The sequence below is a fragment of the Paenibacillus sp. RC84 genome (genome assembly GCF_041260495.1).
In the GTDB taxonomy this organism is placed as follows: domain Bacteria; phylum Bacillota; class Bacilli; order Paenibacillales; family NBRC-103111; genus Paenibacillus_F.
Genome location: NZ_JBGBYL010000011.1, coordinates 43,241 through 68,173, shown reverse-complemented (window position 1 = coordinate 68,173; position 24,933 = coordinate 43,241). Strand labels below are relative to the sequence as shown.

The 24,933-nt window shown below is 54.2% G+C and carries 23 protein-coding genes and 1 riboswitch; of the genes, 10 read left to right on the top strand and 13 right to left on the bottom strand.

The genetic code is table 11. The features are described 5' to 3' along the window. Positions 1–33: 33 nt before the first annotated feature. The 5 genes from cobJ to ABH899_RS23435 all read right to left on the bottom strand — a co-directional run bounded on the left by cobJ (position 34) and on the right by ABH899_RS23435 (position 6,424). Positions 34–1,953, bottom strand: coding sequence for a precorrin-3B C(17)-methyltransferase (gene cobJ / locus ABH899_RS23455; protein ID WP_370000986.1), 1,920 nt, complete (start codon positions 1,951–1,953; stop codon positions 34–36). A gap of 357 nt (positions 1,954–2,310) precedes the next feature. Then, positions 2,311–2,500: riboswitch (cobalamin riboswitch) on the bottom strand. A gap of 105 nt (positions 2,501–2,605) precedes the next feature. Beyond that, complete coding sequence (locus ABH899_RS23450) at positions 2,606–4,294, bottom strand: glycoside hydrolase family 13 protein (RefSeq protein WP_370000984.1); 1,689 nt, start codon at positions 4,292–4,294, stop codon at positions 2,606–2,608. A gap of 19 nt (positions 4,295–4,313) precedes the next feature. Then, complete coding sequence (locus tag ABH899_RS23445) at positions 4,314–5,099, bottom strand: glucose-1-dehydrogenase (RefSeq protein ID WP_370000982.1); 786 nt, start codon at positions 5,097–5,099, stop codon at positions 4,314–4,316. Positions 5,100–5,272: 173 nt separating this feature from the next. Continuing rightward, positions 5,273–5,428, bottom strand: coding sequence for a hypothetical protein (locus tag ABH899_RS23440; RefSeq protein WP_370000980.1), 156 nt, complete (start codon positions 5,426–5,428; stop codon positions 5,273–5,275). 132 nt (positions 5,429–5,560) lie between these two features. Then, positions 5,561–6,424: a metallophosphoesterase gene (locus ABH899_RS23435; RefSeq protein ID WP_370000978.1), complete on the bottom strand. Its 864-nt coding sequence runs from the start codon at positions 6,422–6,424 to the stop codon at positions 5,561–5,563. Positions 6,425–6,677: 253 nt separating this feature from the next. On the opposite strand from ABH899_RS23435, the gene ABH899_RS23430 reads away from it, so the two are divergent. From ABH899_RS23430 to ABH899_RS23420, 3 genes are read left to right on the top strand one after another with little or no spacing between them, the layout of a single operon-like run. Beyond that, positions 6,678–7,055, top strand: a complete 378-nt coding sequence (locus ABH899_RS23430; RefSeq protein ID WP_370000976.1) for a GntR family transcriptional regulator — start codon at positions 6,678–6,680, stop codon at positions 7,053–7,055. A 12-nt stretch (positions 7,056–7,067) separates the two neighbouring features. After that, entirely contained in the window at positions 7,068–7,955 is an 888-nt protein-coding gene (locus ABH899_RS23425) for an ABC transporter ATP-binding protein (protein WP_370000974.1), read from the top strand. After that, positions 7,945–8,973, top strand: a complete 1,029-nt coding sequence (locus tag ABH899_RS23420) for a hypothetical protein (protein WP_370000972.1) — start codon at positions 7,945–7,947, stop codon at positions 8,971–8,973. The genes ABH899_RS23425 and ABH899_RS23420 overlap by 11 nt, the downstream gene beginning before the upstream one ends. Positions 8,974–9,670: 697 nt before the next feature. Here the strand turns inward: ABH899_RS23420 and ABH899_RS23415 are convergent. Beyond that, positions 9,671–10,705, bottom strand: coding sequence for an AI-2E family transporter (locus ABH899_RS23415; protein ID WP_370000970.1), 1,035 nt, complete (start codon positions 10,703–10,705; stop codon positions 9,671–9,673). 602 nt (positions 10,706–11,307) lie between these two features. Between ABH899_RS23415 and ABH899_RS23410 the strand changes: the two genes are divergently transcribed. Beyond that, on the top strand, positions 11,308–11,721 hold the full coding sequence (locus ABH899_RS23410; RefSeq protein WP_009673070.1) for a hypothetical protein: 414 nt from the start codon (positions 11,308–11,310) through the stop codon (positions 11,719–11,721). A gap of 90 nt (positions 11,722–11,811) precedes the next feature. On the opposite strand, the gene ABH899_RS23405 is transcribed toward ABH899_RS23410, so the two are convergent. The 4 genes from ABH899_RS23405 to rnhA form a co-directional block, all read right to left on the bottom strand. After that, positions 11,812–12,798, bottom strand: coding sequence for an ABC transporter permease (locus ABH899_RS23405; protein WP_009673127.1), 987 nt, complete (start codon positions 12,796–12,798; stop codon positions 11,812–11,814). Further along, entirely contained in the window at positions 12,788–14,308 is a 1,521-nt protein-coding gene (locus ABH899_RS23400) for a sugar ABC transporter ATP-binding protein (RefSeq protein WP_370000967.1), read from the bottom strand. The genes ABH899_RS23405 and ABH899_RS23400 overlap by 11 nt, the downstream gene beginning before the upstream one ends. Positions 14,309–14,380: 72 nt before the next feature. Continuing rightward, positions 14,381–15,493, bottom strand: coding sequence for a sugar ABC transporter substrate-binding protein (locus ABH899_RS23395; protein ID WP_370000965.1), 1,113 nt, complete (start codon positions 15,491–15,493; stop codon positions 14,381–14,383). 207 nt (positions 15,494–15,700) lie between these two features. Continuing rightward, positions 15,701–16,342, bottom strand: coding sequence for a ribonuclease H (rnhA, locus tag ABH899_RS23390; protein WP_370000963.1), 642 nt, complete (start codon positions 16,340–16,342; stop codon positions 15,701–15,703). 289 nt (positions 16,343–16,631) lie between these two features. Here rnhA and ABH899_RS23385 point away from each other — a divergent pair, with 289 nt between their 5' ends. Then, a complete protein-coding gene (locus tag ABH899_RS23385) occupies positions 16,632–16,859 on the top strand; it encodes an alpha/beta-type small acid-soluble spore protein (RefSeq protein WP_009673104.1) in 228 nt (75 codons plus the stop codon). Positions 16,860–16,937: 78 nt separating this feature from the next. Here the strand turns inward: ABH899_RS23385 and ABH899_RS23380 are convergent, their stop codons facing one another. Next, positions 16,938–17,300, bottom strand: coding sequence for a hypothetical protein (locus ABH899_RS23380; protein ID WP_042233556.1), 363 nt, complete (start codon positions 17,298–17,300; stop codon positions 16,938–16,940). A 350-nt stretch (positions 17,301–17,650) separates the two neighbouring features. Between ABH899_RS23380 and ABH899_RS23375 the strand changes: the two genes are divergently transcribed. Then, on the top strand, positions 17,651–18,910 hold the full coding sequence (locus ABH899_RS23375; RefSeq protein ID WP_370000960.1) for a methyl-accepting chemotaxis protein: 1,260 nt from the start codon (positions 17,651–17,653) through the stop codon (positions 18,908–18,910). A gap of 179 nt (positions 18,911–19,089) precedes the next feature. On the opposite strand, the gene ABH899_RS23370 is transcribed toward ABH899_RS23375, so the two are convergent. Then, on the bottom strand, positions 19,090–20,892 hold the full coding sequence (locus tag ABH899_RS23370; RefSeq protein WP_370000958.1) for a M3 family oligoendopeptidase: 1,803 nt from the start codon (positions 20,890–20,892) through the stop codon (positions 19,090–19,092). A 228-nt stretch (positions 20,893–21,120) separates the two neighbouring features. Here ABH899_RS23370 and ABH899_RS23365 point away from each other — a divergent pair, with 228 nt between their 5' ends. Genes ABH899_RS23365 through ABH899_RS23355 form a run of 3 tightly spaced genes read left to right on the top strand, consistent with a single transcriptional unit; the run spans position 21,121 to position 22,692 of the window. Continuing rightward, entirely contained in the window at positions 21,121–21,297 is a 177-nt protein-coding gene (locus ABH899_RS23365) for a YycC family protein (protein ID WP_009673101.1), read from the top strand. Positions 21,298–21,301: 4 nt separating this feature from the next. After that, the gene (locus ABH899_RS23360) at positions 21,302–21,538 is read left to right on the top strand and encodes a hypothetical protein (RefSeq protein ID WP_231392066.1); all 237 of its coding nucleotides are present in this window, start codon (positions 21,302–21,304) and stop codon (positions 21,536–21,538) included. Between the two features lie 38 nt (positions 21,539–21,576). Then, positions 21,577–22,692, top strand: a complete 1,116-nt coding sequence (locus tag ABH899_RS23355) for a GGDEF domain-containing protein (protein ID WP_370000956.1) — start codon at positions 21,577–21,579, stop codon at positions 22,690–22,692. A 92-nt stretch (positions 22,693–22,784) separates the two neighbouring features. Here ABH899_RS23355 and ABH899_RS23350 read toward each other — a convergent pair whose 3' ends face one another. After that, positions 22,785–23,171, bottom strand: coding sequence for a globin domain-containing protein (locus ABH899_RS23350; RefSeq protein WP_326055644.1), 387 nt, complete (start codon positions 23,169–23,171; stop codon positions 22,785–22,787). A gap of 344 nt (positions 23,172–23,515) precedes the next feature. On the opposite strand from ABH899_RS23350, the gene ylbJ reads away from it, so the two are divergent. Further along, positions 23,516–24,742: a sporulation integral membrane protein YlbJ gene (ylbJ, locus tag ABH899_RS23345; RefSeq protein WP_370000953.1), complete on the top strand. Its 1,227-nt coding sequence runs from the start codon at positions 23,516–23,518 to the stop codon at positions 24,740–24,742. The last annotated feature ends 191 nt before the right edge of the window (positions 24,743–24,933 follow it).

The window sequence follows — 24,933 nt, the reverse complement described above, 5'->3', positions numbered from 1 at the left end:
TATTGAAAAGAACTCCTCGTGTTTACGGGTTCGTTAATCTCCGCACAAAGCGTTTTCGATTTGAAAAGCGGGGACTTCCCGGTGACGGTAGCCCTCCAGCTCTTTTACGCGGGCAAAAAACTTATGGAACCGTTCGTTCGGGTGCCCTTCGTTCCGGTACCGGGCGACGATCCGCTCTATGGTCTCGACCAGCTTGTCCGGCTCGATGCCTTCCGCAACGGGCTGCGCCGCGTGGGCATTGCGGCCGACCGTTTTCCCCCCGAGGAACAGATCAAACTTCTCCCGGCGGTACACGATGCCGATATCTTCCTTCACCGCGCCGTAGCAGGCCATGCCGCAGCCGTTGAAACCGATTTTCATCTCTTTGGGCACGGCCGCTCCGCCCAGAAGATCGTGAAGCTCCTCCGCATACGGCACGGCGTCGCCCTTGTCCATATTGCAGAAGTCGCAGGCTTTGACCTGGACCACATCGCCGACCGGAGCCAGCAGAAGCCCTTCTCCGCGAAGCCGTTTCGTTACGGAATCGGGATCATCGGTCCGCAGCTTGACGAGCAGTTGATGATGGGGCGTATACTCCATCGTTCCTGTATCGCCGACAGCGGCCGCGAGGACCATCAGCTGTTTGGCGGTCAGGTTTTTGTTCGCGAGTCCGGGGCTGACGGCGAACTCGAGAATAGCCTGCTGGCGGAAAAATCCGCTTGGGGAAGCGGAGGGAGCCGTTCCGCCGGGCTCGCCCGTCACGAGACGGAGCGCCTCTTCCGCCAGCTCATAGGCGGTAGGAGCCGAAGCCTCGACGGAAGCCGCAGGTGCGGCAGACGGACGTAGGGCGACCGCAACCGCCGAGTCCCCGTACTCCCCGGCCCCCGAAGACGCGGGCTTATCGTACGCGGACCGTGTCCCGGCCGCTTGTATGCGGACCGGCGAATCTTCGCGGTCGTAGTCGTCGGCAGTACCGGTTCCTTCGGCTTCGGGGCTGTATTCGCCGTAGCCGTCATCCCCGTACTCGTCCTCGTCGAAGAAGGACGGCAGACCGGCGCTGCCGGCTTCCCGCTGCTCCGCGGACCGGAGAGCGGCACCGGGCTGTACCGGCAGGGCCGCTTCCGTTTCCGCGCCGGTTTCCGCTTCCTGCTCCAGAGCCCACGGCTCGGCTTCCCGCCGGAGACGCTCATGAGGGCGCAGGGGCTGAATATCGCTGTCCAGCGTATACTTGCGCTGATAGCCCCTCGGCGTAATCATGAGTCCCTCGTAGTTGCGGGTCGCGGAGTTGCCGATGATCACGGTAGTAAGCATGCCGATGTCATGCTCCAGCATCTCCGCAAGCGTCGTCAGCACGACGTGCTCCCTGTCTCGGTAGGCGCTTTTGACGATACCCACCGGAGTATCGGGAGAGCGGTGTTTCAGCAAAATCTGCTGCGTCTCCACGATCTGGCGTGTTCTTCTGCCGCTCCGCGGGTTGTACAGAGCGATGACGAAATCGGCGGATGCGGCCGCTTCGACTCTGCGCCGGATGAGATCCCACGGCGTCAGGTGATCGCTGAGGCTGATCGTGCATGCGTCGTGCATGACGGGAGCTCCAAGCAGCGAAGCGCACGAGTTGATCGCCGAGATGCCGGGCACGATTTCGACTTCCACGCCATCGCTCGGCTTCCACCCTTTCTCGATCAGCACCTCGTACACGAGACCCGCCATACCGTAGACGCCCGCATCGCCGCTGGATATAACGGCCACCTTACGCCCGGCCTCCGCCTGTCTGACGGCTTCCTGCGCACGGCTCACTTCCTCGGTCATGCCCGTACGCACGACCTGTTTGCCGTCGATCAGACTGCGTATCAGATCCACGTAAGTGTTATAGCCAATAATGACTTCGCTTTCCGAAATCGCCTCGCGCGCGCGTTTTGTAATATGGGCTTCGTCCCCGGGGCCAAATCCGATGATAAGCAGTTTACCGGCCATTCCCATTCCTCCTCTTCCCTGTAAAAAAAGCTCCAGCGCTTACGCTGAACAACCGTTATCAAGCAGTCCGGCCTTCCTGTCCGCTTCGAACAGGCGGCCTTCTATATGCACGGCGGTGCGCCTTCCGGCGGCCTGCCGTTTGCCTTCCCGTCTCGTCCGGACAATAAAAAAAGCATTTCCACCCTCTTCGGATAGAAATGCTTCGAACTTTCGAGCCATTAAGCGGGAATATCCCGCATATGCTTCCAACCCGCACAGTCGCCGGCCCCGGGCAGTCTTGTACGCCCACGTTCCGGCAAGCCGCCGTTGGCAGCGATTCAGCCGTTCTCAACACCTCCCTAAATCCTCGTAGGTTATCTAGTGTTATTTAAACAGGCAGGTCTCCTGGCTCGGAGCTTTCTTCGGCGCCTTCCCGGAAAATCCAGTGACGTTGATGCCGAAAAAAATTTTCCCCTGCGATTGCAGGGGGCTCCTTACAGTGGCGGGTCCGCGTCGGTCTTTCACCGAACTTCCCGTTTTAAGCCGAACCCGGTTCTTATGGACTGTCTGATCCGTTCGAATGGGCTCCGCACCTGTTTTTACCATATTCGATTGTGTTCTGTTCATCATAACATCCGGTCAAAGAACTTGTCTATGCCGATAAAAGCTCCCCTCAACCGAGCAGATAAACTCTGGCTTCATAAGGCCGCAGTTTGAGGACGCCGGTATCCTCGCCGGAGACGGGATCGTAATTTGAAATGAGAAGCTCCGCGTTCTTCCCCTTTCCCAGCTCTTCCGGCCATGTAAACTCCGGCGTTCCGTCGAAAAAGTTCAGAATCACCAGCAGCTTCTCCCCGTTCAGCGTCCGCGTATACGCATAAATTTCCGTGTCCAGCGGAAGCAGAAGCTTATATTCGCCGTAAACGATGACGGGATGCTTTTTGCGAAGCGCGATTAAGCTGCGGTAGTAGTGGTAGACGGACTGCGGATCGGCTGCCGCTGCCGCCGCATTGATCCCGGGATAATTCGGGTTCACCTTGATCCACGGTTCCCCCGTCGTAAATCCGGCGTTCGCCGTGTCGTCCCACTGCATGGGGGTGCGGGCGTTGTCCCGGCTTTTTTTCCAGATCGCCTTCATGACTTCGTCCTGGGGCTTGCCGAGCAGCTTGGCCTGCTTGTAGTAATTGATCGTTTCCACATCGCGGTAATCGCCGATCAGATCGAACGCGACATTGGTCATGCCGATTTCTTCCCCCTGAAAAATATACGGCGTCCCTTCCAGCGTCAGGAGAAACGCAGCCAGCATTTTCGCGGATTCCACCCGGTACCGGCCTTCATCTCCGAACCTCGAAACGGGACGGGGCTGATCGTGATTGCCGAGATAGTTGGCATTCCAGCCTTTGCCGTGAAGGACCGTCTGCCAGCGGCTCATCACTTTTTTCAGCTCCAGCAGGGTCCACGGCTTCGACTCCCATTTGCCCGTCCCGGCGGAAGCCGCATCCAGATTCATATGCTCGAACTGGAAAACCATGTTCAGCTCATGGCGCTCATCCCCCACGTAATCCAGCGCCTGCTCCGGACCCAGTCCGGATGTTTCGCCGACCGTCATGATGTCGTAGTTAAACAGCACCCGGTCATTGAGTTTGTGCAGCAGCGTATGTACCTTTTCCAGGTTCGAAAAAAGCTGGTAAGCCTGCACAACGGGCAAATGCCGGGGATTATCGGCATCCGGCAGCCCTTGCGCTTTTACGATATGAGCGATGGCATCGAAGCGGAAACCGTCGACACCCTTGCCTAGCCACCATTGCACCATTCTGAAAAGCTCGTCGACCATTTCGTCGTTCTCCCAGTTGAGGTCGGGCTGATGCTTCGAATACAGATGCATGTAATACTCATCCGTCTCCGGGTCGTGCTCCCAGACGCTTCCGCTGAAGTAAGACTCCCAGTTGTTCGGGAAGAGCCCCTCTCTCCCCTTCCTCCAGATATAATAGTCGCGTTTGGGATTGTCCCTGGAAGAACGCGATTCTTTAAACCAGGCATGCTGATCGGAGGTATGATTCAGCACAAGATCCATCATGATTTTCAGCCCGCGCTTGCGCGCTTCCAGAAGCAGCTCGTCAAAATCCTCCATCGTGCCGTACTGCGGATCGATCTCGTAATAATCGCTGATATCGTAGCCGTTGTCGGCGCCCGGCGAGCGGTAAACGGGACACAGCCAGATGACGTTGACGCCAAGCTCCGCGAGATAATCCAGCTTGGAAATAATCCCGCGCAGGTCCCCTCGGCCGTCCCCGTCCGAATCCTTGAAGCTGGACGGATAAATTTGGTACACGACACTTTCTTTCCACCATGTTTGGTTCATGTGAATTCTCTCCTCTCCCTCAGCCTCTTCCTCCTTGGAACGACGGATATTTCGTCATCCCTCCGTCCGCGAACAGCGTGATACCGGTGACATAGCTTGACTCCGACGAGGCCAGCCAGGCGGCTACGGCCGCAATCTCTTCCGGTTTGCCGATATACCCCATCGGAATGAGGGCTTCCACGCCGGCGCGCGCCTGCTCGTCGGCGAATTTCGTTTCATTGATGGGCGTGTTGATAGCCCCCGGCCCGATATTGTTCACCCGGATTCCTTGGGGCGCAAACTCCAGCGCCAGCGTTTCGGTCATCATTTTGATGCCGCCTTTGCTCGCCGCATAATGGACGAAATGGGGCCAAGGGATCATTTCGTGCACGCTTGAAACGTTGATAACGACCCCTCTGATTTCATGCTCCAGCATATAGGAGATGGCTTCCCGGCTGCCGAGAAACGCCCCGGTCAGGTTCACGTCCAGCACTTTACGCCAATCGTCGGCGGACAGCTCCTGAGAAGGAACTTCATTCTCGATTCCCGCGTTGTTGATCATCACGTCCAGAGAACCGAAATGCTCGTGGGCGGTTTCCACCAGCTTCTTCACGTCCTCTTCTTTGGTCACATCTCCCCGGATCGCCAGCGCTCTGCCCCCCGCGGCTTCCACTTCAACGATCAAGGCGGGAATGTTTTCTTCATGGCTCAAGTAATTGATCAGGACATTCGCTTTCTCTTGGCCGAAACGGACCGCAGCCGCTCTTCCTATCCCCGTGGACGCTCCCGTGATGACAACCGTTTTTCCTTCCAAATCCTTGTACATGGCGGTACCTCCTTGATTTTGGAATGCGGGCCTCGCAGAAGACCTCCACCTTAATTAAACGTTTTAGAAGGAAAAAACGCATAAAAAAAGAACAAACCCCGGCTGCAAGCAGCCTGGAGTTTGTTCATAAACGCTTACGGCCGTTAACGCGGCCGACGGAACTTATAAGGAAATTAGTACAGGAACGTGCGGGAGATAATAACCAGCAGAATGAAAAGAACCAGAATTGCACCTACGCTCGTGCCTATGCCCCCGTAGCCTCCGTATCCTCCTACTCCTCCTACTCCGCCTACTCCGCCTACTCCGCCTAATCCGCCAACATAACCCATCTTTCGTATCCCCTCTCGGTGAGTTATTGTCTTACCGTACACTATATGTCGTTCCGCTAAAATGGAGTGGATGTCAGCCCGCATTCGGTTAAATTGAGTTATATTCCGCCGGTGCTGTCGTCCTACGGGGCGTTACAAGCGCTTTTTTAACGTGAACACCGTCAGCTCGGGCCTGCACCAGAACCTGACGGGGTGCATCGTCATGCCGATGCCTCGGTTCGTGTACACGTGCAGCTTGCCGCCGCCGAGTTTGTACAAGCCGTCGACATACTTCCGTCCGTACATCGGCGTCGTAATCGCGCCGTAGAACGGCAGCCGGACCTGCCCCCCATGGCTGTGCCCGGACAGCTGCATATCGACCGGCGCTTCCAGCGCGATATCCGCGAAATCCGGGGCGTGGGACAGCAGGAGCACGAAGTCGTCTCGGCGTACGCCTTTCAGCGCCCGGTCCAGATCGGGGCGGCCTTCCCACATGTCATCGACGCCGGCCACCCGGATCAGCGCCTTGTCTTTGCCGACCGCGACGGACCGGTTCGTGAGCAGCTCGAAGCCTCCCGGCTTCAGCACCTTTTCCGTCTCCCCGGGTGAACCGTAATAATCGTGATTGCCGAGCACCGCAAATTTACCCAGCGGAGCCTTGAGTGCCGCCAATGCGTGACTGACTACGGAAGCGTCGTACACGCGGTAATCGTACAAATCGCCGGTGAAGCACAGCAAATCCGGCTTGAGCGCGTTGATCATGTCCACAAGCTGCGGCAGATCTCCGGGCGCCAGATAGGGTCCGACGTGAACATCGCTGAACTGGACGACACGTACGCCATCGAACGCCTGCGGCAGCCGTTCCAGCTCCAGCCGGACATGCTTGGTGCGGATCCAGTGCGGTTCGGCAAACCGCGCGTATCCGTAGGAAACAAAAGGGGCTGCCAACAAAGCGCCTGCCAGAAATTTGCCTTTTGCCAGAAAGGCTCTGCGTGTCATCTTCGGATTGGGGTCCATCGTGTTTCCTTTTCCTTTCTCCGGTTTCGTTTGTACTTGATCTTAACATGTCTCCGGCCGGAAGGCCAAAAACGCCCACTTCTCATCTTCAGCACCGTTAAGGCTCCGGAAAAATACGGGTTGACAAAGCCTCTTCATTTTCATTATTGTGCTAAGTGTACTACATTAAATAGTACACTTTAGAATTTACCTGGCCTAACGACACCACGCGTTCTTCATCCTACTTACCTCCAAGAAAGGGGTGCCTCCTTCGATGATCAAAATCAACGAGCGAAGCGAACTTCCCATATACGAACAAATCATACTAGGAATGAAAGAACTCATACTCAAGGGGGCGCTTCAGCAGGGAGACCGTCTGCCCTCTGTCCGGGAACTCTCCGCCGCGGTCCTCGTCAATCCGAATACGGTCGGCAAGGCTTACCAGGAATTGGAGCGCCAGGGCATCATCGAAACGCTGCGCGGTAAAGGCACCTTTGTCGCCAAGCCATCTTCACCGGGTATGGAAAAAGAGCGCCTTGAGAAGTTCCGCTCCACTTTCCGTCAGCTTCTTGTCGAAGCCGCTTATCTCGGAATCGATGCCGATCAGATTAAAGGCTGGACCGAACAATTTTACAAAGAAATCAAGGAGTAAAGGAGTATCCTTATGCTAAATGTTGAAGCTCTCAGCAAATGCATCGACGGGCGTCCGGTCCTGGAAGATATCCGATTCGAGCTCGGCCAAGGCTCCATCGCCGCGCTCGTCGGCCGCAACGGAGCCGGCAAAACCACCCTGCTCCGGACCCTTGCCGGCATTCTGGACCCGGACCGCGGAGAAGTCCGATGGGAAGGCCTTTCAATTCACGAGCATCCCGATGCCAAGCGGAATATCCTATATGTCCCCGATTCCCTTGATATGCTGGGAGGCTACACGGCCAAGGAATGCGCGAACCTTTATCGTCTTGCCTATCCCAACTTAGATCCGGTTTATTTTGCGGACCAGCTCTGCAGATTTCAGCTCCCGGAGCACAAAAAAATCCGCACCTTCTCCAAAGGCATGAAGGCGCTTATGGGCATACTTCTCGCTTTTTCATCCAAACCCAGCCTCATTCTCCTCGATGAACCCACGAACGGTTTGGATCCGATCGTGCGCAAGCAGGTTCTTTCCTTCCTGGTCGAAGAAATCGCGGACGGGAGCACGTCCGTTCTCATTTCGTCCCATCAGCTGCAGGAACTGGAGCGCATCGCGGACACGGTCATCATGATCAGGGAAGGAAAGCTGGAGTCCGTTTCCTCTCTGGAAGAAACCAAAAGAACCCTGCATAAGCTGCAGGTCGTGTTCAATGGAGAGCCGCCGGAAAATTTCCTGTGTCTGCCTCAGGTGAGAGTCGCGAGCCATGTGGGCCGCGTTTATACGCTCCTGCTCCAGGACGATGCCGGGCAAACGCTCCAGCATCTTCAACACCTGAATCCGCTGCTGGTCGAACGGCTCCCCATCCAATTGGAAGATGTATTTGAATACCGTCTGGGAGAGGGTGACGAACATGCTGTCTAAAGCACTGTGGAAAAAAGACTACAAGCAAGCCAAGCTGCTGTTGTGGTTTATGCCTGCGGCGGGGATTTTGTTTCTGGTTTTTAACCGGATGATCGAATTGATCACATCCCCGGCAAACATGAAATGGAAGCTGCTATTTATGCGTGAGCATCCGGAAAACGCCACGATATACGGAAATGAATTTATTCACTACCGGATTGCGCTTGCCGTCCTGGCGCTAGGAGCCGCGGTCCTGCTTATCGGCATGGAGCGGCGCGGCCTTCATCAGGATTTCACCTTTTCGCTGCCGTTCAAACGCACTCAAATTTACTGGAACAAATGGCTTCTGGGCATTATTTTTATCCTCGGATCGGTTCTCCTCACGAACGCACTGGATATTATCGTGATTCTCTTATCGCCGTTCCATGACTATTTCACTCTGTCTGTCCACGTGCGTGAGATCTTTCGTTCAACCCTCATATTAACCGCTTGGTATACCATCGTCCTGTTTGCAGGAACGTTCACGGGCGGGGCTTTGACACAGATTCTTCTAGCCATAGTCGCCGGCGTGCTGCCGATGGGCCTCAAGAGTATGTTAAGTTCTTTCTTCTCCGTTTACTGGTCCGGATATAGAGAGCTATTACCCTCGGCTGTTAGATACAATTGGCATTATTTAAACCCTCTGGTTCTCGTTACGGACAGCTGGTATCCACCGACTTCGCTTTATCTGTTCGGAATATGCGCGGTTTACATTTTAATTTTCCTGGGAGCCGGGCTTTACGCTTATTCGAAAAACAAACCGGAGAACAATGGCAAGGCCATTCTTTTTCCCCGTCTAGAACCTTACTTTCTGTGGAGCGTCGTAGTTTGCGGAGCATGTTTTGCGGGAATGATCGGCAAAAATTTCATAGCCGCCTACTATCGATACCAGCAAAATGGAACGTCTTATTATGCCTATGGCCTTGCTTTTCTTCTTGGCGGAGCGATCGTTTATTTTCTTCTTCGTTTCCTGCTGCAACGCCGATTCAAGTTCATTTAAGAAATACCGGGATATAAATGAGCACCGGCCAAACGGAAACAGAAAACGAACATACGAAAAACCCGCCAGCCATGCTGACGGGTTTTTCGTATGTTCGTTTTACTGCCTGTAGCGGGTTATGTGTCCATCTGCTTCTTCCTTGTGCCATGGCTACTATGGCGGAAAGAAACCCACTGCCGTTTCTATAGAAAATGTCGTTAGTATGCTCATATAGAAGGCTCGAAGAAACGGCCTTGTTTTCTAGTTCCTAATGATCTCTGAATAAAGAAATGACCAATTAGTGTTCCTAAAACAATGAAAGCCCTACCTCTCTTTCATCCTTGCGGCTCCGATGACCGCGCCAGTGTGAATCAAGTAACACGGTAAACAAATTCTTAGGGTTGTTGGAATTTGATTCGGTGGAGGAATGTTATTCATAAAAGAGGAACTAAAAAAGAGGGTTTAACAATACAATTACATATTATATCATAGACGAATCATTTTTTGCAATACCCAATATCCATCAACTGTGCTCATCCGGTTCAAAGCACGATTCAGGCGTATCCGGTTATAGCGCTGGGCAAGCATGTAGGGCACATGCCTTCCCGAACATCCGGAAGGCGACGGTACCGCAGCCTGTCCTACCGGCTGACCGATTTGCGGCAGCATAACCCAAAAGAGCAAGACATCCCTTTAAGGGACGCTTGCTCTTTTCGGTTTAAGCAACGGTTTCTTTTTCACGGGTCACATCCAGTACGTCCAGCAGGAACATAAAGATCGGAATCCCGATAATCAGTCCCCATACACCCATAAAATGCTCGCAGAAGATGAGGACGATAAAGGTGTAAAACACGGGCAGGTTCGTTTTGGCGGACATCAGCTTCGGATTCAGCATATAAGCTTCCAGGGCGTGCAGAACAGCGACCAGGATAAGCACATATACCACCATCATGATCCCGTCTATGCTGTAAGCAATCGTACAGAGCGGAATCAGGGATACGATGACGCCCGCCACGGGGACGAGGCCCAGCAGGAAAATCATCAGGCCGAGGCCGAACAGCTGAGGAAAACCGAGAATCCACAGCGCGATAACGGACAGAATACCATTTACGAGCGCAATGAGGAACTGAGCTTCCAGCACTTTACCGAAAGAGTGGACAAAACGGCTGCCGAAATAGGCCACCTCTTCGTAAAACGCCGCGATTTTGCTGTCTTTGAACTTCGCGGTAAAGCGGATGATCCTCGGCTTCTCGAGCAGGAAAAACAGGCTGAGGAGCAGGGCGATGAACACATGCAGAAGCACTTTTCCGATGTCGGTCACCGATTTGAACACAAAGCCGAATCCCTGATTCATATACTTCGAGAGCTCGGTCTGTTCAATGTAAGGTTTAATCAGGTTGATGATATAGCTGAGCACCTCATTGTCCTGCGGCTGCGTATAAAATTCATACAGCTGCCTGACGACCTGCGATACCTGGACGGCCACGACAGGCAAATACCTGTACATTCCGATCCCCAGCAGCGCCAGAATAACCACGTACAGAATCGCAACGATCCAGCGCCGGTCCACTCTCATATACCGGTTCAGCCTGGATGAGACGAACGACTGCATACGGTCCATCAGAAAAGCGAAGATGAACGTAAGCAGAATGAGATTGATCATGCTCTGCATAGCATAAAGAATAAGGGCAAGCAGGGCGAAGATCAAAATCCTCCGGAAACCTTTGCTTTGGAAATATTGTTTGGTAAACATGTGATGGTGTGCTCCTATCCTCACAAAACTCGGGGCCTTTCCGCCCGCTCTAACTCTCTCTACTATATAACGAAAAGACGGGAATATGGTTCCGGTATTTCAGAACTTTCAGCAAAAATTGCGGGCGGCACGCCCCTGCCCTTGCGATTATGATAAAAAGTATGAAAAAGGAGGCGGTTTTATGCGGGAATTTCCTGCATTTTTGCGGCAATTGCTGCACAACGGCTGGTTCTGGGTCGCTGTGGCGGCAGGCGCGATTGCCGGAAGTTTGGGCTGGCTGCTGTACATGAGGCTCTAGTCGGCTTGTTTGCACCACAACGGCCGGAAAACGGGTATGACTCTTTCTCCTTATACATCCTGTCTAACAATTGGTTTTTCTATACCTCCGGAAAGTGAAAGTTTGATAGAATCCGAAGGTTATAAAAAAGCAGCCTGCTCCTTTTGATAAACGGGACTGGTTGTTTTTTTGCTGCTTGTAGAGCTTAAAAGAGGCAGTGAAGCGGGTATTTTACAAATACTAAATTTACAATTTTGCCTATTTATGTTATTTTTTAAGATAGGTTGGCCAACCTACCATTTATTATAACCTGGAGGTGTCGTTTATGAAAAAAATCATTGTCCTCACGCTTCTTTTCCTGCTGACCTTAGGAGCCTCTTCCGCTTTCGCCGAAACCGAGCCTAACGATACTTACACAACCGCCAATGTTTTGTCCCAAGGGGACAACTTCGGCAAACTGAGCGGATCGCTCGACAGAGACTGGTGGACCGACCAAGTTCCGGCCGGCAGCGTACACAAAGTCACGCTCACGTCTCCTTCCAGCTATCCTTACCTCATTACGTTATATACACTGTCCCCGCTGGGTGTGCCTGTATACCAGTCCTCCGCAAGCGGCAACGGATCGGTTACGCTGAACGGCGGCGCGTCCGGGACTACTTTTTTCGTTAAAGTGTCTCCAGCTTTCCTGAATGTCGATACAAGAAAAAATTATACGCTCAATCTGTCCACCGTCAACTAAAATCTTCCTGACGAGGGGTTCGGAAGAGCCGCTTTATCTGCAACAAAAGACCTTGAAGGATTTCCTTCAAGGTCTCTTGTTCGTGCCGGCCTACTGACGCCGGCGGTTCAAGTGAACGAACGTAACGGCAAGCGCCGCAAGAAGCACGCCCCCCTTGATGATATCGAAGGAGTAGTACGGCACGTTCAGCATCGTCAAGCCGTTGAGCAAGATGCCGATCAGCACCGCTCCGAAGAAAGTGCCGATTACATTGGGCTTGCCCGCGCCCAGGACGGAATACCCCACGAACACGGCCGCCACCGCTTCCATGAGCAGCGGAGCCCCCGCGTCGATCTGGCCCGAACCGATCCGGGCCGCATACAGGATTCCCCCTATCGCGGCGAAGAGCCCCGAGAGCACGTAGGCGGCCGTCCGCACCCGGTTTACGCCGATGCCGGACAATCGGGCGGCTTCGCGATTTCCTCCCGTAATATAGAGTTGACGGCCCCAGCGCGTGTACGTCAAGAAAATATGGACGGCCGCCACCGCGATAATCATCAGGACGACGGGAACCGGCAGGCCGATGATTTTTCCCTGGCCCAGCCATTTGAAGCTTTCCGTCACTACACCCTTTGCCGTCGTTCCGTCGGGCATCGGCATGTTGTTGTAGACCGAGAACCCTTTGGTGTACGTCTTGTGCACCCCTGCGATGATATACATAACCGTCAGTGTGGCAAGCAGGTCGGGAATGCGCACCTTCACAATAAGGAAGGCGTTAAGCAAGCCGATTCCGATGCCGATCGCCAAGGGTACCAGCAGGACCACGATCAGGGGCTGCTCGTACCAGACCATCAGCGAAGCGGCCACGACGGTCGTAATGGAAACGGTAGAGCCGACAGACAAGTCGAATCCGTCGACAATCTGCGACAATGTGACACCGATCGCCACAAACGTAACAATAGAAATGGAACGCAATATATCAAAAATATTATCATAACTTAAGAAGTTCGGGTTCGTGATGGAAAAAAAGACAAAAACCGCGGCGATGACGACAAGCGTCCCGTAGCGGAACGAAACGTCCAGTGCTTTATCTTTCAACGTGTTCGGCCTCCCCTGCGCTGGCATAAGATAAAATGGCTTCCGCCGTGGCTTCCTCGCGGCTGAGCTCGCCTGTGATCCGGCCGTAGCTCATCACGAGAATCCGGTCGGCGATCCCCAGAATTTCGGCGATTTCGCAGGACAGGTAGATAACGCCCTTGCCCTCCTGCGCCAGCTGTCCGATCAGCCGGAAAATGTCGCTCTTCGCGCCGACATCCACGCCCTTCGTCGGCTCGTCGAACATGTACACCGAAGCGTCCGTCGGCAGCCACTTGCCTACAGCCACCTTCTGCTGGTTGCCGCCGCTCAGGTGCTTCACCGGCCGCTCCGGCTGCGGCGGCTTCACCCCGAGCTGGCCGATCAGCCGCTCGGCGTGGCCGCGCTCCTCGCGCCGGCGGATGAATCCGCCCGCGCTCAGGCTCCGGAGAATCGGCAGCGACAAGTTGCGCTGGACCGATTCCTCCACAAGCACGCCCTGCTTGCGCCGCTCCTCCGGCACAAGCACCACGCCTGCGCGGACGGCATCCTCCGGCTCATGGAGCCGAAGCCGTTTGCCGCGCAGGGAGACGTCGCCGCCGTCGGCGCGGTCGGCTCCGAAGAGCAGCCGGCTCAGCTCGGTTTTGCCGGCGCCGACCAGACCCACGATGCCGAGGATTTCGCCCTCGCGGAGCGTGAAATCGACCCCGCGCACCTTCGTTCCGCGGCGCAGCCCCCGGACCTCCAGCACCGTCCCGCCCAGGTCCGCCGGCAGCTTGGGAAACTCCTCGGCGAACGTCTTGCCGAGCATCGTTTCAATGATTTCGCCGTGGCTGGTGCCCTGGGCGTCCTTCGTCAGCACGCGGCTTCCGTCCCGCATGACCGTGATCCGGTCGCACAGCCGGGTCACTTCCGCAAGCCGGTGCGAAATAAATACACAGCCGACGCCGTTAGCCTTCAGCCGTTCCATAATCGCAAATAGCTGCTCCGATTCTTCCAGGCTGAGGGGAGCCGTCGGCTCGTCGAAAATGACGCACTTCGCCGCATGAGCCACCGCCCGTGCGATGAGCACGAGCTGCTTCTGCGCGATGGTCAGCTGCGACGCCTTCAGCTTCACCGGGATGTCCGAACCCATCGAGGCGAGGATTCTCGCCGCTTCCCGGTTCAGGGTGCCCCAGCGGAGCCAGGCGCTCCCGTGCGCGACGCTGTCCAGCAGCACGTTCTCCGCCACCGTAAGCTCCGGGACGAGCGCGGTGTCGACTTCCTGGTACACGCAGAAGATCCCCTGGCGCATCGCGTCCTTGGGCGACGAAATCGGCACGGGCTTCCCGTCGATTTCGATCGTTCCCCCGTCGGCCGTATACGCGCCGGACAAGATCTTCATGAGCGTGCTTTTTCCCGCCCCGTTGGCCCCCAGCAGACCGTGAATTTCGCCGCCTTTTACTTCAAAATCCACTTCCGACAACGCTTTTACGCCCGGAAATGTTTTCGTTATGCCGTTCATCCGCAGCACGGATAGTGAAGTCGTCGTCATGATGAACCGTACTCCTCCCCGAACTTTCAAAATCCCATCGTCAACAACCCGATGGGATTTCGCGTATTTTTCTTATTTGCCTGACTGTTTCTCGGCTTCCTTAAGCCAGTCGGTATATCCTTGCTGGCTGTTGCCCCAACCTTGCACATACTGGCTGAGTTCCGCCGTCGTTACTTTCTTGTCTTTCGGCAGCTGGTCACGGGAGACGAATACCGGCTCCAGGACGACTTTCTCCGGAGTCTGATCCCCGTGAAGCTTCTGATACAGGTAGCGGACCTGAATGCGTCCGATATCTTTCGGATCGACAGCGGCCGAAGCTACCCAGGAGCTGTTCGCATCCTGAATGAGCTGAAGATCCTCGTCGCTCATGTCGATGCCGTATACTTTAATTTCCGTGCGGCCCGCCTGCTGAATGGCGCGCGTTGCGCCTTTGGCGAACTCGTCCCAAGCCGCCCACACGGCCGTAATATCGCCTTTGTTCGGATACTTTTTCAAGATCGCTTCCATTTGCGCCTGCGTATCCAAAGCCGGGTTCTGCGCGTTGCCGAACGTCGAGACCTCTTTAATGTCTTTGTTCTTATCCATAAAAGCTTTGTAGGCAATCTGGCGGCTCTCCATCGGAGGGAAGCCCGCTACCCATACTTTGACAATGTTGCCTTTGCCGCCGGCGTCTTTACCGAGCTGCTCCAGTGTCAGTTCGGCCAGCTTCTGGTCGTTCTGCTCCAGTGCCACGATGCCGGGTCCTTTGACGTTGGAATCGAAAGCCACGATCGGAATTTTCTTCTCCACGGCTTTATTGATTCCGTTCTGAAGGGCATCCGGTGTTCCGTGATCGAGCAGAATACCATCGAATTTCTGATTGACGGCCGCATCGAGGTTGGAGGCCATCTTCGTCAGATCGCCGTCCGCAGGAATCACCGTTACCGTACCGCCAAGCTTGGTAACCTGCTCCTTCACGCCTTCTACGTATTGAGCCGAGAACGTTCCGAGATTCTGACGCATAATCAGCGCGACTTTCTTGCCCGCCAGGGCATTTGCTTTATCTCCGCCAGCCGGCGTGGCGCCAGGTGTCTGCGCAGCCGATCCCGTAGTTGTCTCCGTGTTTGCTTTGCCGCATGCCGCCACCAGACCGACGATGAGAATCATCATAGTGAAAACATGGACAACTTTGCGTATCCCTTTCATAGTTCCATCTCCCCCGTTGTTCATTTTCTGTGTAAAAGATTCTGTTTAATCCAAGTATTCCAGTTGGATTAAGGCATATCATACTGTACGTCCTTCTTTTCGTCAACGAAAATTTTAGGCGCACTTGCGCAGGTTCCGAGGCGTCCTTTTTGCGCGCAAACTAAAAAAGCTCTCAGCCCGGATAACATTCCGGACTAAGAGCCTGGCTTATTTACGGCCGAAATCGGCCTTGATTTCGCCCCACTTTTTAGTATCCCATTTGACGATTTTATTGGTGTATGTGTTGGTGCGTATCCACTCAAGCGCACGGTCTACCAAGGTCCATATTTCTTTGGTCGAAGCGTCCCTGACCAGATTGGAAGCGACCTCTTTTTTGCGGAGCCAGCTGAGAGCCGTCATCGAATCCGTATAAATGGTCTTGCTGCTTCCCTGCTTCTGCAGATAGGCCAGAGCATGAACGATGGCGAGAAACTCCCCCATATTGTTCGTCCCTTTGGAAATCGGTCCCCTGTAGAAAATCACTTCGCCCGTCTTCGTATCCACGCCTTTGTATTCCACGATTCCGGGATTGCCGGAACAGCCCACATCGACGGAAATGCTGTCGTAATCCACCTCCGGAGGCGCCTCGGATTTCCCTGAAGCCCCCGCTCCCGCGGACTTTTTCTTCGCTCCGAAATCGAGCGACTTCTGCCAGCCGCGTTCGAAAGCGGACCGCGCCTCGGCTTCCGTAGGATACGACTTGTATTTGGCCTGCGGGAACGCATCGGTCTGCTCCTTGCACTGGGCCCAAGTCGAATAAATTCCCGGGGTTCTGCCCACCCATACCACATAAAACTTTTTCTCGGCCATACTTCCCTTCCTTTCCATGCAAAGGGGTCGTTCCGGACAACGTGCGTATCTGTCCGATCCCCGGCCTATAGTTTATCACAAAATGACAGAGCTCCGCCCGTTCATAAAGCCTCCTTGCCGCTCTTCGTAAAGACCCTCTTTTCTTTTCCTTTTTTGACGCTTTCGACTTTTTCTACCTATTTATACACCTCTATCCAGACTCTTTTCGACAAGTTAAAATATTTTTTTCAAGCATGAGTATTTTTAACAAAACGGTTCATACTACCCATTACCGAAGGAGGTGATATCAATGGGTGCAGGGCAATCCCGCAGCAGCAACACACTGGTTGTTCCACAAGCTAACCAAGCTTTGGACCAGCTGAAATACGAAGTCGCTCAAGAGCTTGGTATTCAAATCCCTCAAGACGGCTACTACGGTTACATGGCTACTCGCGACACAGGCGCGATCGGTGGACACATCACTCGCAGACTGGTTCAAATCGCCGAGCAACAGCTGGCAGGCAAATTGGGACGTTAATCGTCTGATTCAAACATACTTAAGCACGACCAAAAAAGGTGGCCGAAACAGCCACCTTTTTGCTTGTTTTAAACGTCTTTATCCGCGGATGAGGCTGGACATGTTATAGTTCGATTCAAACATGACGCTGGCATACAGCGTTTCTTTCTTTACCGTGAAATCAAACGTAATTTCCCCGTGCGTCCAATTCACTTTGTACTTCAGGGAATCCAGCGCAAGCTTCCGGAAAGCCTGCCACTGGGATTCCGTCAGACCCGTCCCGCTCTTCTGCACAACCCCGTCCCTTCCTTCGAGAGGATTATGCCGGACACCGAACTTTCCGACCGCATTGTTGCGGATCTGCAAAAAGACCGTTCCCGAGTTTAACTCGCTCAATTCCTGCCGAAGCTCGGTAAATACAATTTCAACCTGACGCACCAATGAAATCGGTTCAATAATCATCATTTTCCCCCTAATGTCCCTCTTAAAATGGTATGGATTTGTATGTTCTAGGTATGTAGCCACAGTATAATGTGTCTTTAGATCTAATACAACAAAATTTTACATTACTTTTATTTTTTTCAACCTTTTTCCCGCCAAAATCCGCCTAATAGTCACATTTCCTATGTTTTTTCCTGCAAAAATTGAGGAAATTTTTATGTTGGGGCCTATATTTCCAATCCTTTTTTGGGTCTTTTCACTCACCTTTTTTACACGAAATAAAACTATAGACCCTTATAAAACACGGTGATATAATGGCGGCAGGAAATATGTTACATTTTGAATTTATTCTGTCTATAGGAGCGTTAAGTATGAAGAACTGGTCGTCTCTCTCCTTCAAAAGCAAGCTGCTGGCCGGCTGTTACGGCTTGATCGCCGTTTATTCCGCGGCGCTGCTTCTCCTTCTCCTGCTTCCGGGTTCCAACCGCTTGCTCGGCTTTATTTTTCTCGCGGTTATGCTGGCTGCAAGTTTCCCTTTCGTCCGCTGGTTCGAGAGAGCGCTTACAGAACCTGTCGAAGACCTTACCCGCGCGGCTCTTAACATCTCCAAAGGCGATTTCTCCCGCAAGGTGGATGCGGCAACGGACGATGCCCTGGGCGATCTCGGACGTTCCTTCAACAGCATGATCGACAAGCTGCGCGGCATTTTGGGCGAAACCGGAGCCAGCACGAGACAAGTCGCCGATACGAGCCAAAGCATCTATTCCCAGAACTTGCAGCTCAAGGACGTTCTTCAGCAGGTGACGGTTTCCGCCCAGGAGCTCGCCTCGGGAGCCGGACAGATTTCGGAAGAAGTCTCCACCATCTCCGTCTCTACGAAAGATATCGAGCAGAAGGTTTCGAACTTTGCGGGGTCGACCAAAACGATGAATGCCCGTTCGGAGCAAATGCTGTCGCTCGTCGACAAAGGCCGTGAGGCTGTCGAAATACAGGGGCAGGGCATGAAAAGAAATGTCGAAGCCACCGCGCGCGTTTCCGACACGATTCGCACGCTTGCGGAACAAACCGCAGGAATCTCCAAAATCACCAAGGCGATCTCGGAAATTGCCGAACAAACCAACCTATTGTCGCTGAACGCGTCAATAGAAGCGGCAAGAGCGGGGGAACAGGGGCGGGGATTTGCCGTAGTTGCGCAGGAGGTGAGGAAGCTGGCCGAAGAAGCGACGACCCAGACGCGGGAAGTGTTCGGGCTGGTCACAGCCATTGAATCCGGCATTCGTCAGGCGCTGTCTCATATCGAAGTCAATGAGGAAGCAGTCGGCAGACAGACGGAGCTGATCCGGGATACCGAAGCCGTGTTCTCCGATATTTTTAACGCCGTCCGTTTTATATCCGACCGGATCGGAGAATTTGCCGGAGAGAGCGACCATATGCTGGCAGGCGCACGTCAAATTTCCGCAACGATGGAGAACATCTCCGCCATTACCGAGCAGTCCGCTGCGGGAACGGAGGAAGTGTCCGCTTCGATGAACGAGCAGATCAGCGGCGTTCTCGAAATAGTGAGCCGGTGCGAACAAATGACACGTTCCGTCAAACAGCTGGAGCAGACGATACAAATTTTTAAATTTTGAGTTAAAATAGAGGCTTGGCCGAGCACAAAACCGGGCCTGGGATACAGCGGCCGTGTAAGGACAGCAGCAAAAATCATCGTGAGAAAGTTTAATTCCGGTCCGCCGGCGTGTTCATGTAAAAAGAACCTTTAAATCCACAATTGTGGATTTAAAGGTTCTTTGGGCTGCAAGGAACGGTTTTACTTCACTTTGCCTTCCGTCAGGCGCATGAATTCGTTCACGTCCTCGATAACGGTATCGACCGCGCTCTGCCAGAAATTCGGCTGGGTCAGATCGACGCCGAGATGCTTATGAGCCAGCTCTTCGACCGTCATGCTGCCCGTATCCCGGAGAAGCGCCGCGTATTTGTCCTCGAACGCGGTCCCTTCTTCGAGCGCACGCGCATAAATGCCCGCGCTGAACAGGAAACCGAACGTATACGGGAAGTTGTAGAACGGCACATCCGTCGCGTAGAAGTGCAGTTTCGCCGCCCAGAAATGAGGGTGATAAGCGCTGAGCGAATCGTTGAACGCTTCTTTCTGCGCCTGGACCATCAGCTCGCTGAGGCGGTCTGCGCTTACGAGACCTTTGCGGCGCTCGTCGTAGAAGTTGGTCTCGAAAATAAACCGGGCGTGAATGTTCATGAAGAACGCGACCGCGCGCTGAATTTTGTCTTCCAGCAGGACGATGCGCTCGTCGTCGCTGACAGCCGCTTTTACAGCCGCGTCGGATACGATCAGCTCCGCGAAGGTGGAAGCCGTCTCCGCCACGTTCATGGCGTATTCCTGGGCCAGCGCCGGCATATCATCCATCAGATACTGATGGAAGCCGTGGCCGAGCTCGTGAGCGAGCGTGGACAGGTTGTTCAGCGTTCCGCTGTAGGTCATGAAAATGCGCGTCTGCTTCGCCAGCGGGAACGACGTACAAAAGCCGCCCGGACGCTTGCCTGCGCGGTCTTCCGCTTCGATCCAGCGGTTCTCGAACGCTTCCGCGGCATAATCCGCCAGACGCGGGCTGAAGTCGCGGAACTGGTCGACGATCAGCTTGGCGCCTTCGTCGTAGCCGACGGTCTTCGTTCCGCCTTCCAGAGGGGCGTCCACATCCGCCCACGCCAGCTTTTCAAGGCCCAGCAGTTGTGCTTTGCGGTTCAGATAATCGACGAGCACGCCCTTATTGCGGGTAATGACGTCCCACATCACATCGAGCGTCTGCTTGCTCATGCGGTTGATTTCAAGCGGTTCTTTATGTACGGAATCCCAGCCGCGCTGTTTGTAAACCTGCAGCCTGAAACCGGCGATATGGTTAAGAGCCTCCGCCGCAAAGTCGGCTTTCTCGGCCCATGCCTCTTCCCACTGGTTGAAAAGCTCGGTGCGTTTCGCAAGCTCAGGCGTATGCAGGCGGTTAAAGGCCTGGCCCGCCGACAGCTCCTGGCGCTCGCCGTTTTCTTCCACCACCATGCGGAACTGGCTCACCGTCGTGTTGTAAAGGTCGTTCCAGCCGTGATAGCCGTCAACGGCCAAGTCGCTGATCAGCGCTTCCTGCTCCGGCGGAAGCTTCTCTTTCGCCTGCGCTCTGCGCTCGTTCAGGGAAAACGCGATCTCGCGGAGACCTTCCTGCTCAAGCAGAGTGCTCCAGACGTCATCCGGCGTTCCCGTGATCACAGGGTCCAGACGGGTCAGAGATGCCAGGAAATCGGCATAGAGCGTTTTCACTTTACCGCCGAGCTGGACGGCTTTCTTATCCTTCTGATTATCGGCCGCGAGGCAGCCTACGAATGAATCCGCTTCACGAATCCGTTTTAAGATGCCCTGATACTGATCTATTAGCGCCTTAAAGTCAGCCGAATCGCCGGCGGTTTGAGGGGACGACGCTTTCTCGAGACTTGCGCGGAATGCGGCGATATCGCCATCCAGGTCGTTCAGAAACGAGGCAAACTGGGGAGATTCGCTGCCGCCCGGGAAAAATACGTCCAGATCCCAGGTCTGATTCAACGGTGTATGCATGTGTAATCCACCTTTCCGATTAGAGGGTAAAGAGCAAATTGACCTACGGTAACATTAAACCATAAACCTCCTTCAAACAAAAGAAGGGTCTTCCGCCTTGTTGTGAGAGGACCCCTGATAGGATACAGTATGGAAGAGGGACCGTTTATTCACCCAATTGCTTCTTCCTAAGAAATATGCTATCAATAGATAAAAAGAACCATTTTTCCCGAAGAAAGGATAGGTCTAATGAAACCCTTGAACATTTCTCCGGACACGGCGGTGAAGCTTGCCAAGCACCTGGGCGTACCGCTCGAGCACTTGATGCACATGCCCCAGCATATTCTGCTGCAAAAGCTGGCCGAGCTCGCTTCGTCCAAGCCCGATGAGGATCCGGCACCGGATTCCGAAAGTGAAACGAAGTAAAATGATGCTTCCTTTTAGTCATACATGGCCTTATGAAACCGTTTTGAAAGATATTTATGTAGCCGAATGCCCGTTCTGCAGCCAATCTAACGTTCTCCTGCCTTTAAGGACTAAAGACTTACTTCCGATCCATGAAGGCAAGAAAAGACTTCTTGTGTTTCCCTGCTGCCGTGAGAAAGTGACGCTGGTGGACACGGACACGGATTATTTGCTTGCGGACCGGCCTTTCAGAAAACGGTAAGACGAGCCATCCATTGCAATAACGAGGAGTGGTTCCGCTTGAGTGAATATCTGGTTGCCCTCACCATTGCTTGTACCCTGGTCACCCTCAGCTATCTGGCGCTGAAAATACAGCGCATGCATTTTTTTGAAAATTATGAAAAAATAGCTTCACCCGTACTGACCGGCCTGGCCTGCATTTTGCTGATGCAGCAGCCGCTCTCGCTGGATACGGGCGCCGTAGACCTGCGCTATCTTCCCGTCGTCATGGCGGGGCTCCGCTACGGGCTCGGCAACGCCCTGTTCTCCACCCTGCTCCCCACGCTCTACTGTTTCTTGACGGCGGAAGACTCCATGTGGGTTATGCAAACGCTGCAGAGCCTGATTATCCCGGCTGTTCTCAGTTCGGGCTTTCATCGTTCGGAATTCAGGACCGGCAGCAAACCGATTCCGATCCGGGCCGGTTTGAAAATCAGCGTGCTCCTGTTCCTGACCCAAGTCGTCATTTACGCCGCCGTGCATACGGGAAGGCACGCGCTGAGCGAATCGTACCCGCTGCTGTTTATGTCCGTCGTGTCGGCTGTCTCCGTCTGCCTCCTGATCGGGATGAGCAACGACGAAAACGCCAAGTGGCTGACCCAGCGCAAGCTCGAGATGAAAGCAAGCCAGGATCTGCTTACGGGGCTCCCGAATCTGAGGAGCTTTTTTGAAATAGCGGGACGTACGCTCGGGTTCCGTACGGTTTCCATTTTTATGATCGACATCGACAATTTCAAGCAATATAACGACTGCTGGGGCCACCTTCACGGGGATCAGCTTCTGCGGGAAGCGGGACGCCTGCTTAAGAATGCGGTCGCGGAGCACGATTACATCGCCCGTTACGGGGGCGAGGAATTCATCCTTATGAGCACGGAGACAGATCCCGTCAAGCTGCGGCAGTATGCCGAGAAAATCCGGCTTGCCGTGGCGGCTTATCCGTTCGAGCATGCGGAAACGACACCCGTCACCGTTTCGATCGGCATCTCTTCCGCCGCGGATGCCGCCACGGATCTGCAGCTGCTGATCGATGAAGCGGACCGTGCCCTGTATATTTCCAAAAATACGGGTAAAAACAGGATTACCCTGTGCAGCGAATCTCCGGAGCCTGCGCTCCTGGAACAACAAAACGCTTATTGAAGTACCATGCGAAAGAGAGCATGCGTGTTTCAATAAGCGTTTTGAAATTTTAGGGGGCTGGAGGAGCATTCCTGCCCGACATGTCCTTCCCCTTATTCCTGATTCACGAAATGATAGGCCGGCGCCTGCAATCTCGCAAGCAGAATCCCCGCCAAGTCATCGGGAAGACCGATTTCCCGGGCAGCCTCGCGCATGCAGGACAGCCAGGCATCCGCCCTGTCTCTCGTAACGGGAAAAGGCATATGGCGCGCCCGCATCATCGGATGTCCGTGCTCCATCGTATATAGCATGGGCCCTCCGAAAAATTGGGTGAGAAACTGAATTTGTTTCTCCATCACCGGACGGATATCCTCCGGAAATAGAGGACCGAGCAGCGGATTCTCCTGCACCTTCGGATAGAAGGCTTCCACCAGCCTGCGAAGGACAGGCTCCCCGCCCATGCGCTCGTACAGCGTTGTCGTTGAATCATCGATATTCATGCTGAGGTCATCCTTTGGCAACTAAAATCGTCGGCGCAGAACAACCTGAGGACATCGGCGCTAAACAGACCTGACTGCTCGGCTCAATATCCTTCCAGATCGTCTTCCGCCGCATTTATAAGGGCTTCCCTTATCACGTAAACAAAAAAGCATACCAGCAGTCCAGAAATTACTCCAGCCATAAGTTTCACTCCCACGGTTACAGGATGAAAAACCAGGTTTAGTACCATTGTACCATACTTAAGTTCAACTTCCAGTGTTTTCGAAAAACTAAGTATACGCTTACAAAAAACATGTTTTTCTCCCTGCGCACATATACGTTAGGGAGGAGGTGTACAAACCCCATGTCGAGGCGTTCCGTCTTTACCCTTATTCCTTTGTGTGTCCTGATCATCGGCATCGCTGCGCTTATGGTTGCCTATCCCCGCGAAAGTCTCGCGGCTGCGGTTCACGGCGTCGCCATCTGGTGGGGTGTGCTCTTTCCGGCCTTATTCCCTTTCTTCGTTATTTCCGAGGTGCTTCTCGGATTCGGAATCGTCCATTTCTTCGGAATGATCTTCGATCCCATGATGCGTCCCGTTTTTCGCATACCCGGAATCGGCGGATTCGTGGTGGCCATGGGCTTTGCCTCCGGCTATCCGGTCGGAGCGAAGCTGACTTCGCAGCTCTGGAAGGACAGGCTCGTCAACCGGGAGGAGGGCGAGCGCCTTGTCGCCTTCACGACGAGCTCCGATCCCATCTTCCTCATCGGAGCCGTCTGCGTCGGCTTCTTCCATGACGCTTCCCTCGCCGCCGTGCTCGCGGCCGCCCATTACGGGGGCGCCCTGCTTGTCGGCTTTCTGATGCGGTTCCATGGAAGAGGGGCTCCTTCAACGCCCGCTCCGCGTGCTGCCGCAGGCAATCGTTCGTCCGTCTGGGCCCGCGCCTTCAAAGCGATGCACAAGGCACGTCTGGAAGACGGACGGCCTTTCGGAACATTGCTGGCCCAAGGGGTTCGGAATTCGCTGAACCTGATTTTTCTTCTGGGCAGCCTCGTCGTTTTTTTCTCCGTCGTACTTGAAATGCTAACCCTGAGCGGTGTCATTCACATGCTCTCCGGGCTGCTGCGCATGTTCCTGAGCGTGCTTCAACTCCCCCCGACCCTCTCTGATGCGCTGATCGGAGGCACGTTCGAAGTTACTCTCGGCGCCAAAGCGGCAGGCGGCATGGGTGATTCGACCCTGCTCGTATTCAAGACAGCCGCGGCCGCCTTCATTCTTTCCTGGGGAGGGCTATCCGTTCATGCCCAGATCGTGAGCGTCCTGAGCCAGACGAACATGCGTTACGCGCCATTTTTGACGGCCCGCATTCTGCATAGTTTACTCGCTTCGCTGCTCGTGTTTGTGCTGTGGAAACCGATGCGGCCCATCGGGGTTCTTCTGGAGAACACCCTGCCTGCCGGAAAATTCGGAACGGACGGCGGTACCGGATGGCTGACGCTTTTTCCGCTCGCTTTCGTTGTCTTCACCGGCTCCCTGTTCATTTTATTCTCGCTTTATCTTCTCCACTCCTTCCTGAAACGAACGGTTTGAAAGAATATTCTGTCAATTCATCTTATGAATCGGCCTTGCAAAAAGTGAACAGTCAGCCGACGCCTCGGCAGCCTCGCCGCATCGTATGAAACCTCAGCCTTCGGCGCGAAAACGGCGAATTATGGGCGTCCGGGCAAATAAGCACTCCCGCCGCTGCTCTTTCCAGTAAAGCTTTACAGGGTCTAAGCATT

What these genes read in the sequence shown, in the direction of transcription:
- cobJ (WP_370000986.1), bottom strand. Translation starts at nt 1,953, where the DNA reads ATGGCCGGTAAACTGCTTATCATCGGATTTGGCCCCGGGGACGAAGCC.
- ABH899_RS23450 (WP_370000984.1), bottom strand. Translation starts at nt 4,294, where the DNA reads ATGAACCAAACATGGTGGAAAGAAAGTGTCGTGTACCAAATTTATCCG.
- ABH899_RS23445 (WP_370000982.1), bottom strand. Translation starts at nt 5,099, where the DNA reads ATGTACAAGGATTTGGAAGGAAAAACGGTTGTCATCACGGGAGCGTCC.
- ABH899_RS23440 (WP_370000980.1), bottom strand. Translation starts at nt 5,428, where the DNA reads ATGGGTTATGTTGGCGGATTAGGCGGAGTAGGCGGAGTAGGCGGAGTA.
- ABH899_RS23435 (WP_370000978.1), bottom strand. Translation starts at nt 6,424, where the DNA reads ATGGACCCCAATCCGAAGATGACACGCAGAGCCTTTCTGGCAAAAGGC.
- ABH899_RS23430 (WP_370000976.1), top strand. Translation starts at nt 6,678, where the DNA reads ATGATCAAAATCAACGAGCGAAGCGAACTTCCCATATACGAACAAATC.
- ABH899_RS23425 (WP_370000974.1), top strand. Translation starts at nt 7,068, where the DNA reads ATGCTAAATGTTGAAGCTCTCAGCAAATGCATCGACGGGCGTCCGGTC.
- ABH899_RS23420 (WP_370000972.1), top strand. Translation starts at nt 7,945, where the DNA reads ATGCTGTCTAAAGCACTGTGGAAAAAAGACTACAAGCAAGCCAAGCTG.
- ABH899_RS23415 (WP_370000970.1), bottom strand. Translation starts at nt 10,705, where the DNA reads ATGTTTACCAAACAATATTTCCAAAGCAAAGGTTTCCGGAGGATTTTG.
- ABH899_RS23410 (WP_009673070.1), top strand. Translation starts at nt 11,308, where the DNA reads ATGAAAAAAATCATTGTCCTCACGCTTCTTTTCCTGCTGACCTTAGGA.
- ABH899_RS23400 (WP_370000967.1), bottom strand. Translation starts at nt 14,308, where the DNA reads ATGACGACGACTTCACTATCCGTGCTGCGGATGAACGGCATAACGAAA.
- ABH899_RS23395 (WP_370000965.1), bottom strand. Translation starts at nt 15,493, where the DNA reads ATGAAAGGGATACGCAAAGTTGTCCATGTTTTCACTATGATGATTCTC.
- rnhA (WP_370000963.1), bottom strand. Translation starts at nt 16,342, where the DNA reads ATGGCCGAGAAAAAGTTTTATGTGGTATGGGTGGGCAGAACCCCGGGA.
- ABH899_RS23385 (WP_009673104.1), top strand. Translation starts at nt 16,632, where the DNA reads ATGGGTGCAGGGCAATCCCGCAGCAGCAACACACTGGTTGTTCCACAA.
- ABH899_RS23380 (WP_042233556.1), bottom strand. Translation starts at nt 17,300, where the DNA reads ATGATTATTGAACCGATTTCATTGGTGCGTCAGGTTGAAATTGTATTT.
- ABH899_RS23375 (WP_370000960.1), top strand. Translation starts at nt 17,651, where the DNA reads ATGAAGAACTGGTCGTCTCTCTCCTTCAAAAGCAAGCTGCTGGCCGGC.
- ABH899_RS23370 (WP_370000958.1), bottom strand. Translation starts at nt 20,892, where the DNA reads ATGCATACACCGTTGAATCAGACCTGGGATCTGGACGTATTTTTCCCG.
- ABH899_RS23365 (WP_009673101.1), top strand. Translation starts at nt 21,121, where the DNA reads ATGAAACCCTTGAACATTTCTCCGGACACGGCGGTGAAGCTTGCCAAG.
- ABH899_RS23360 (WP_231392066.1), top strand. Translation starts at nt 21,302, where the DNA reads ATGCTTCCTTTTAGTCATACATGGCCTTATGAAACCGTTTTGAAAGAT.
- ABH899_RS23350 (WP_326055644.1), bottom strand. Translation starts at nt 23,171, where the DNA reads ATGAATATCGATGATTCAACGACAACGCTGTACGAGCGCATGGGCGGG.
- ylbJ (WP_370000953.1), top strand. Translation starts at nt 23,516, where the DNA reads ATGTCGAGGCGTTCCGTCTTTACCCTTATTCCTTTGTGTGTCCTGATC.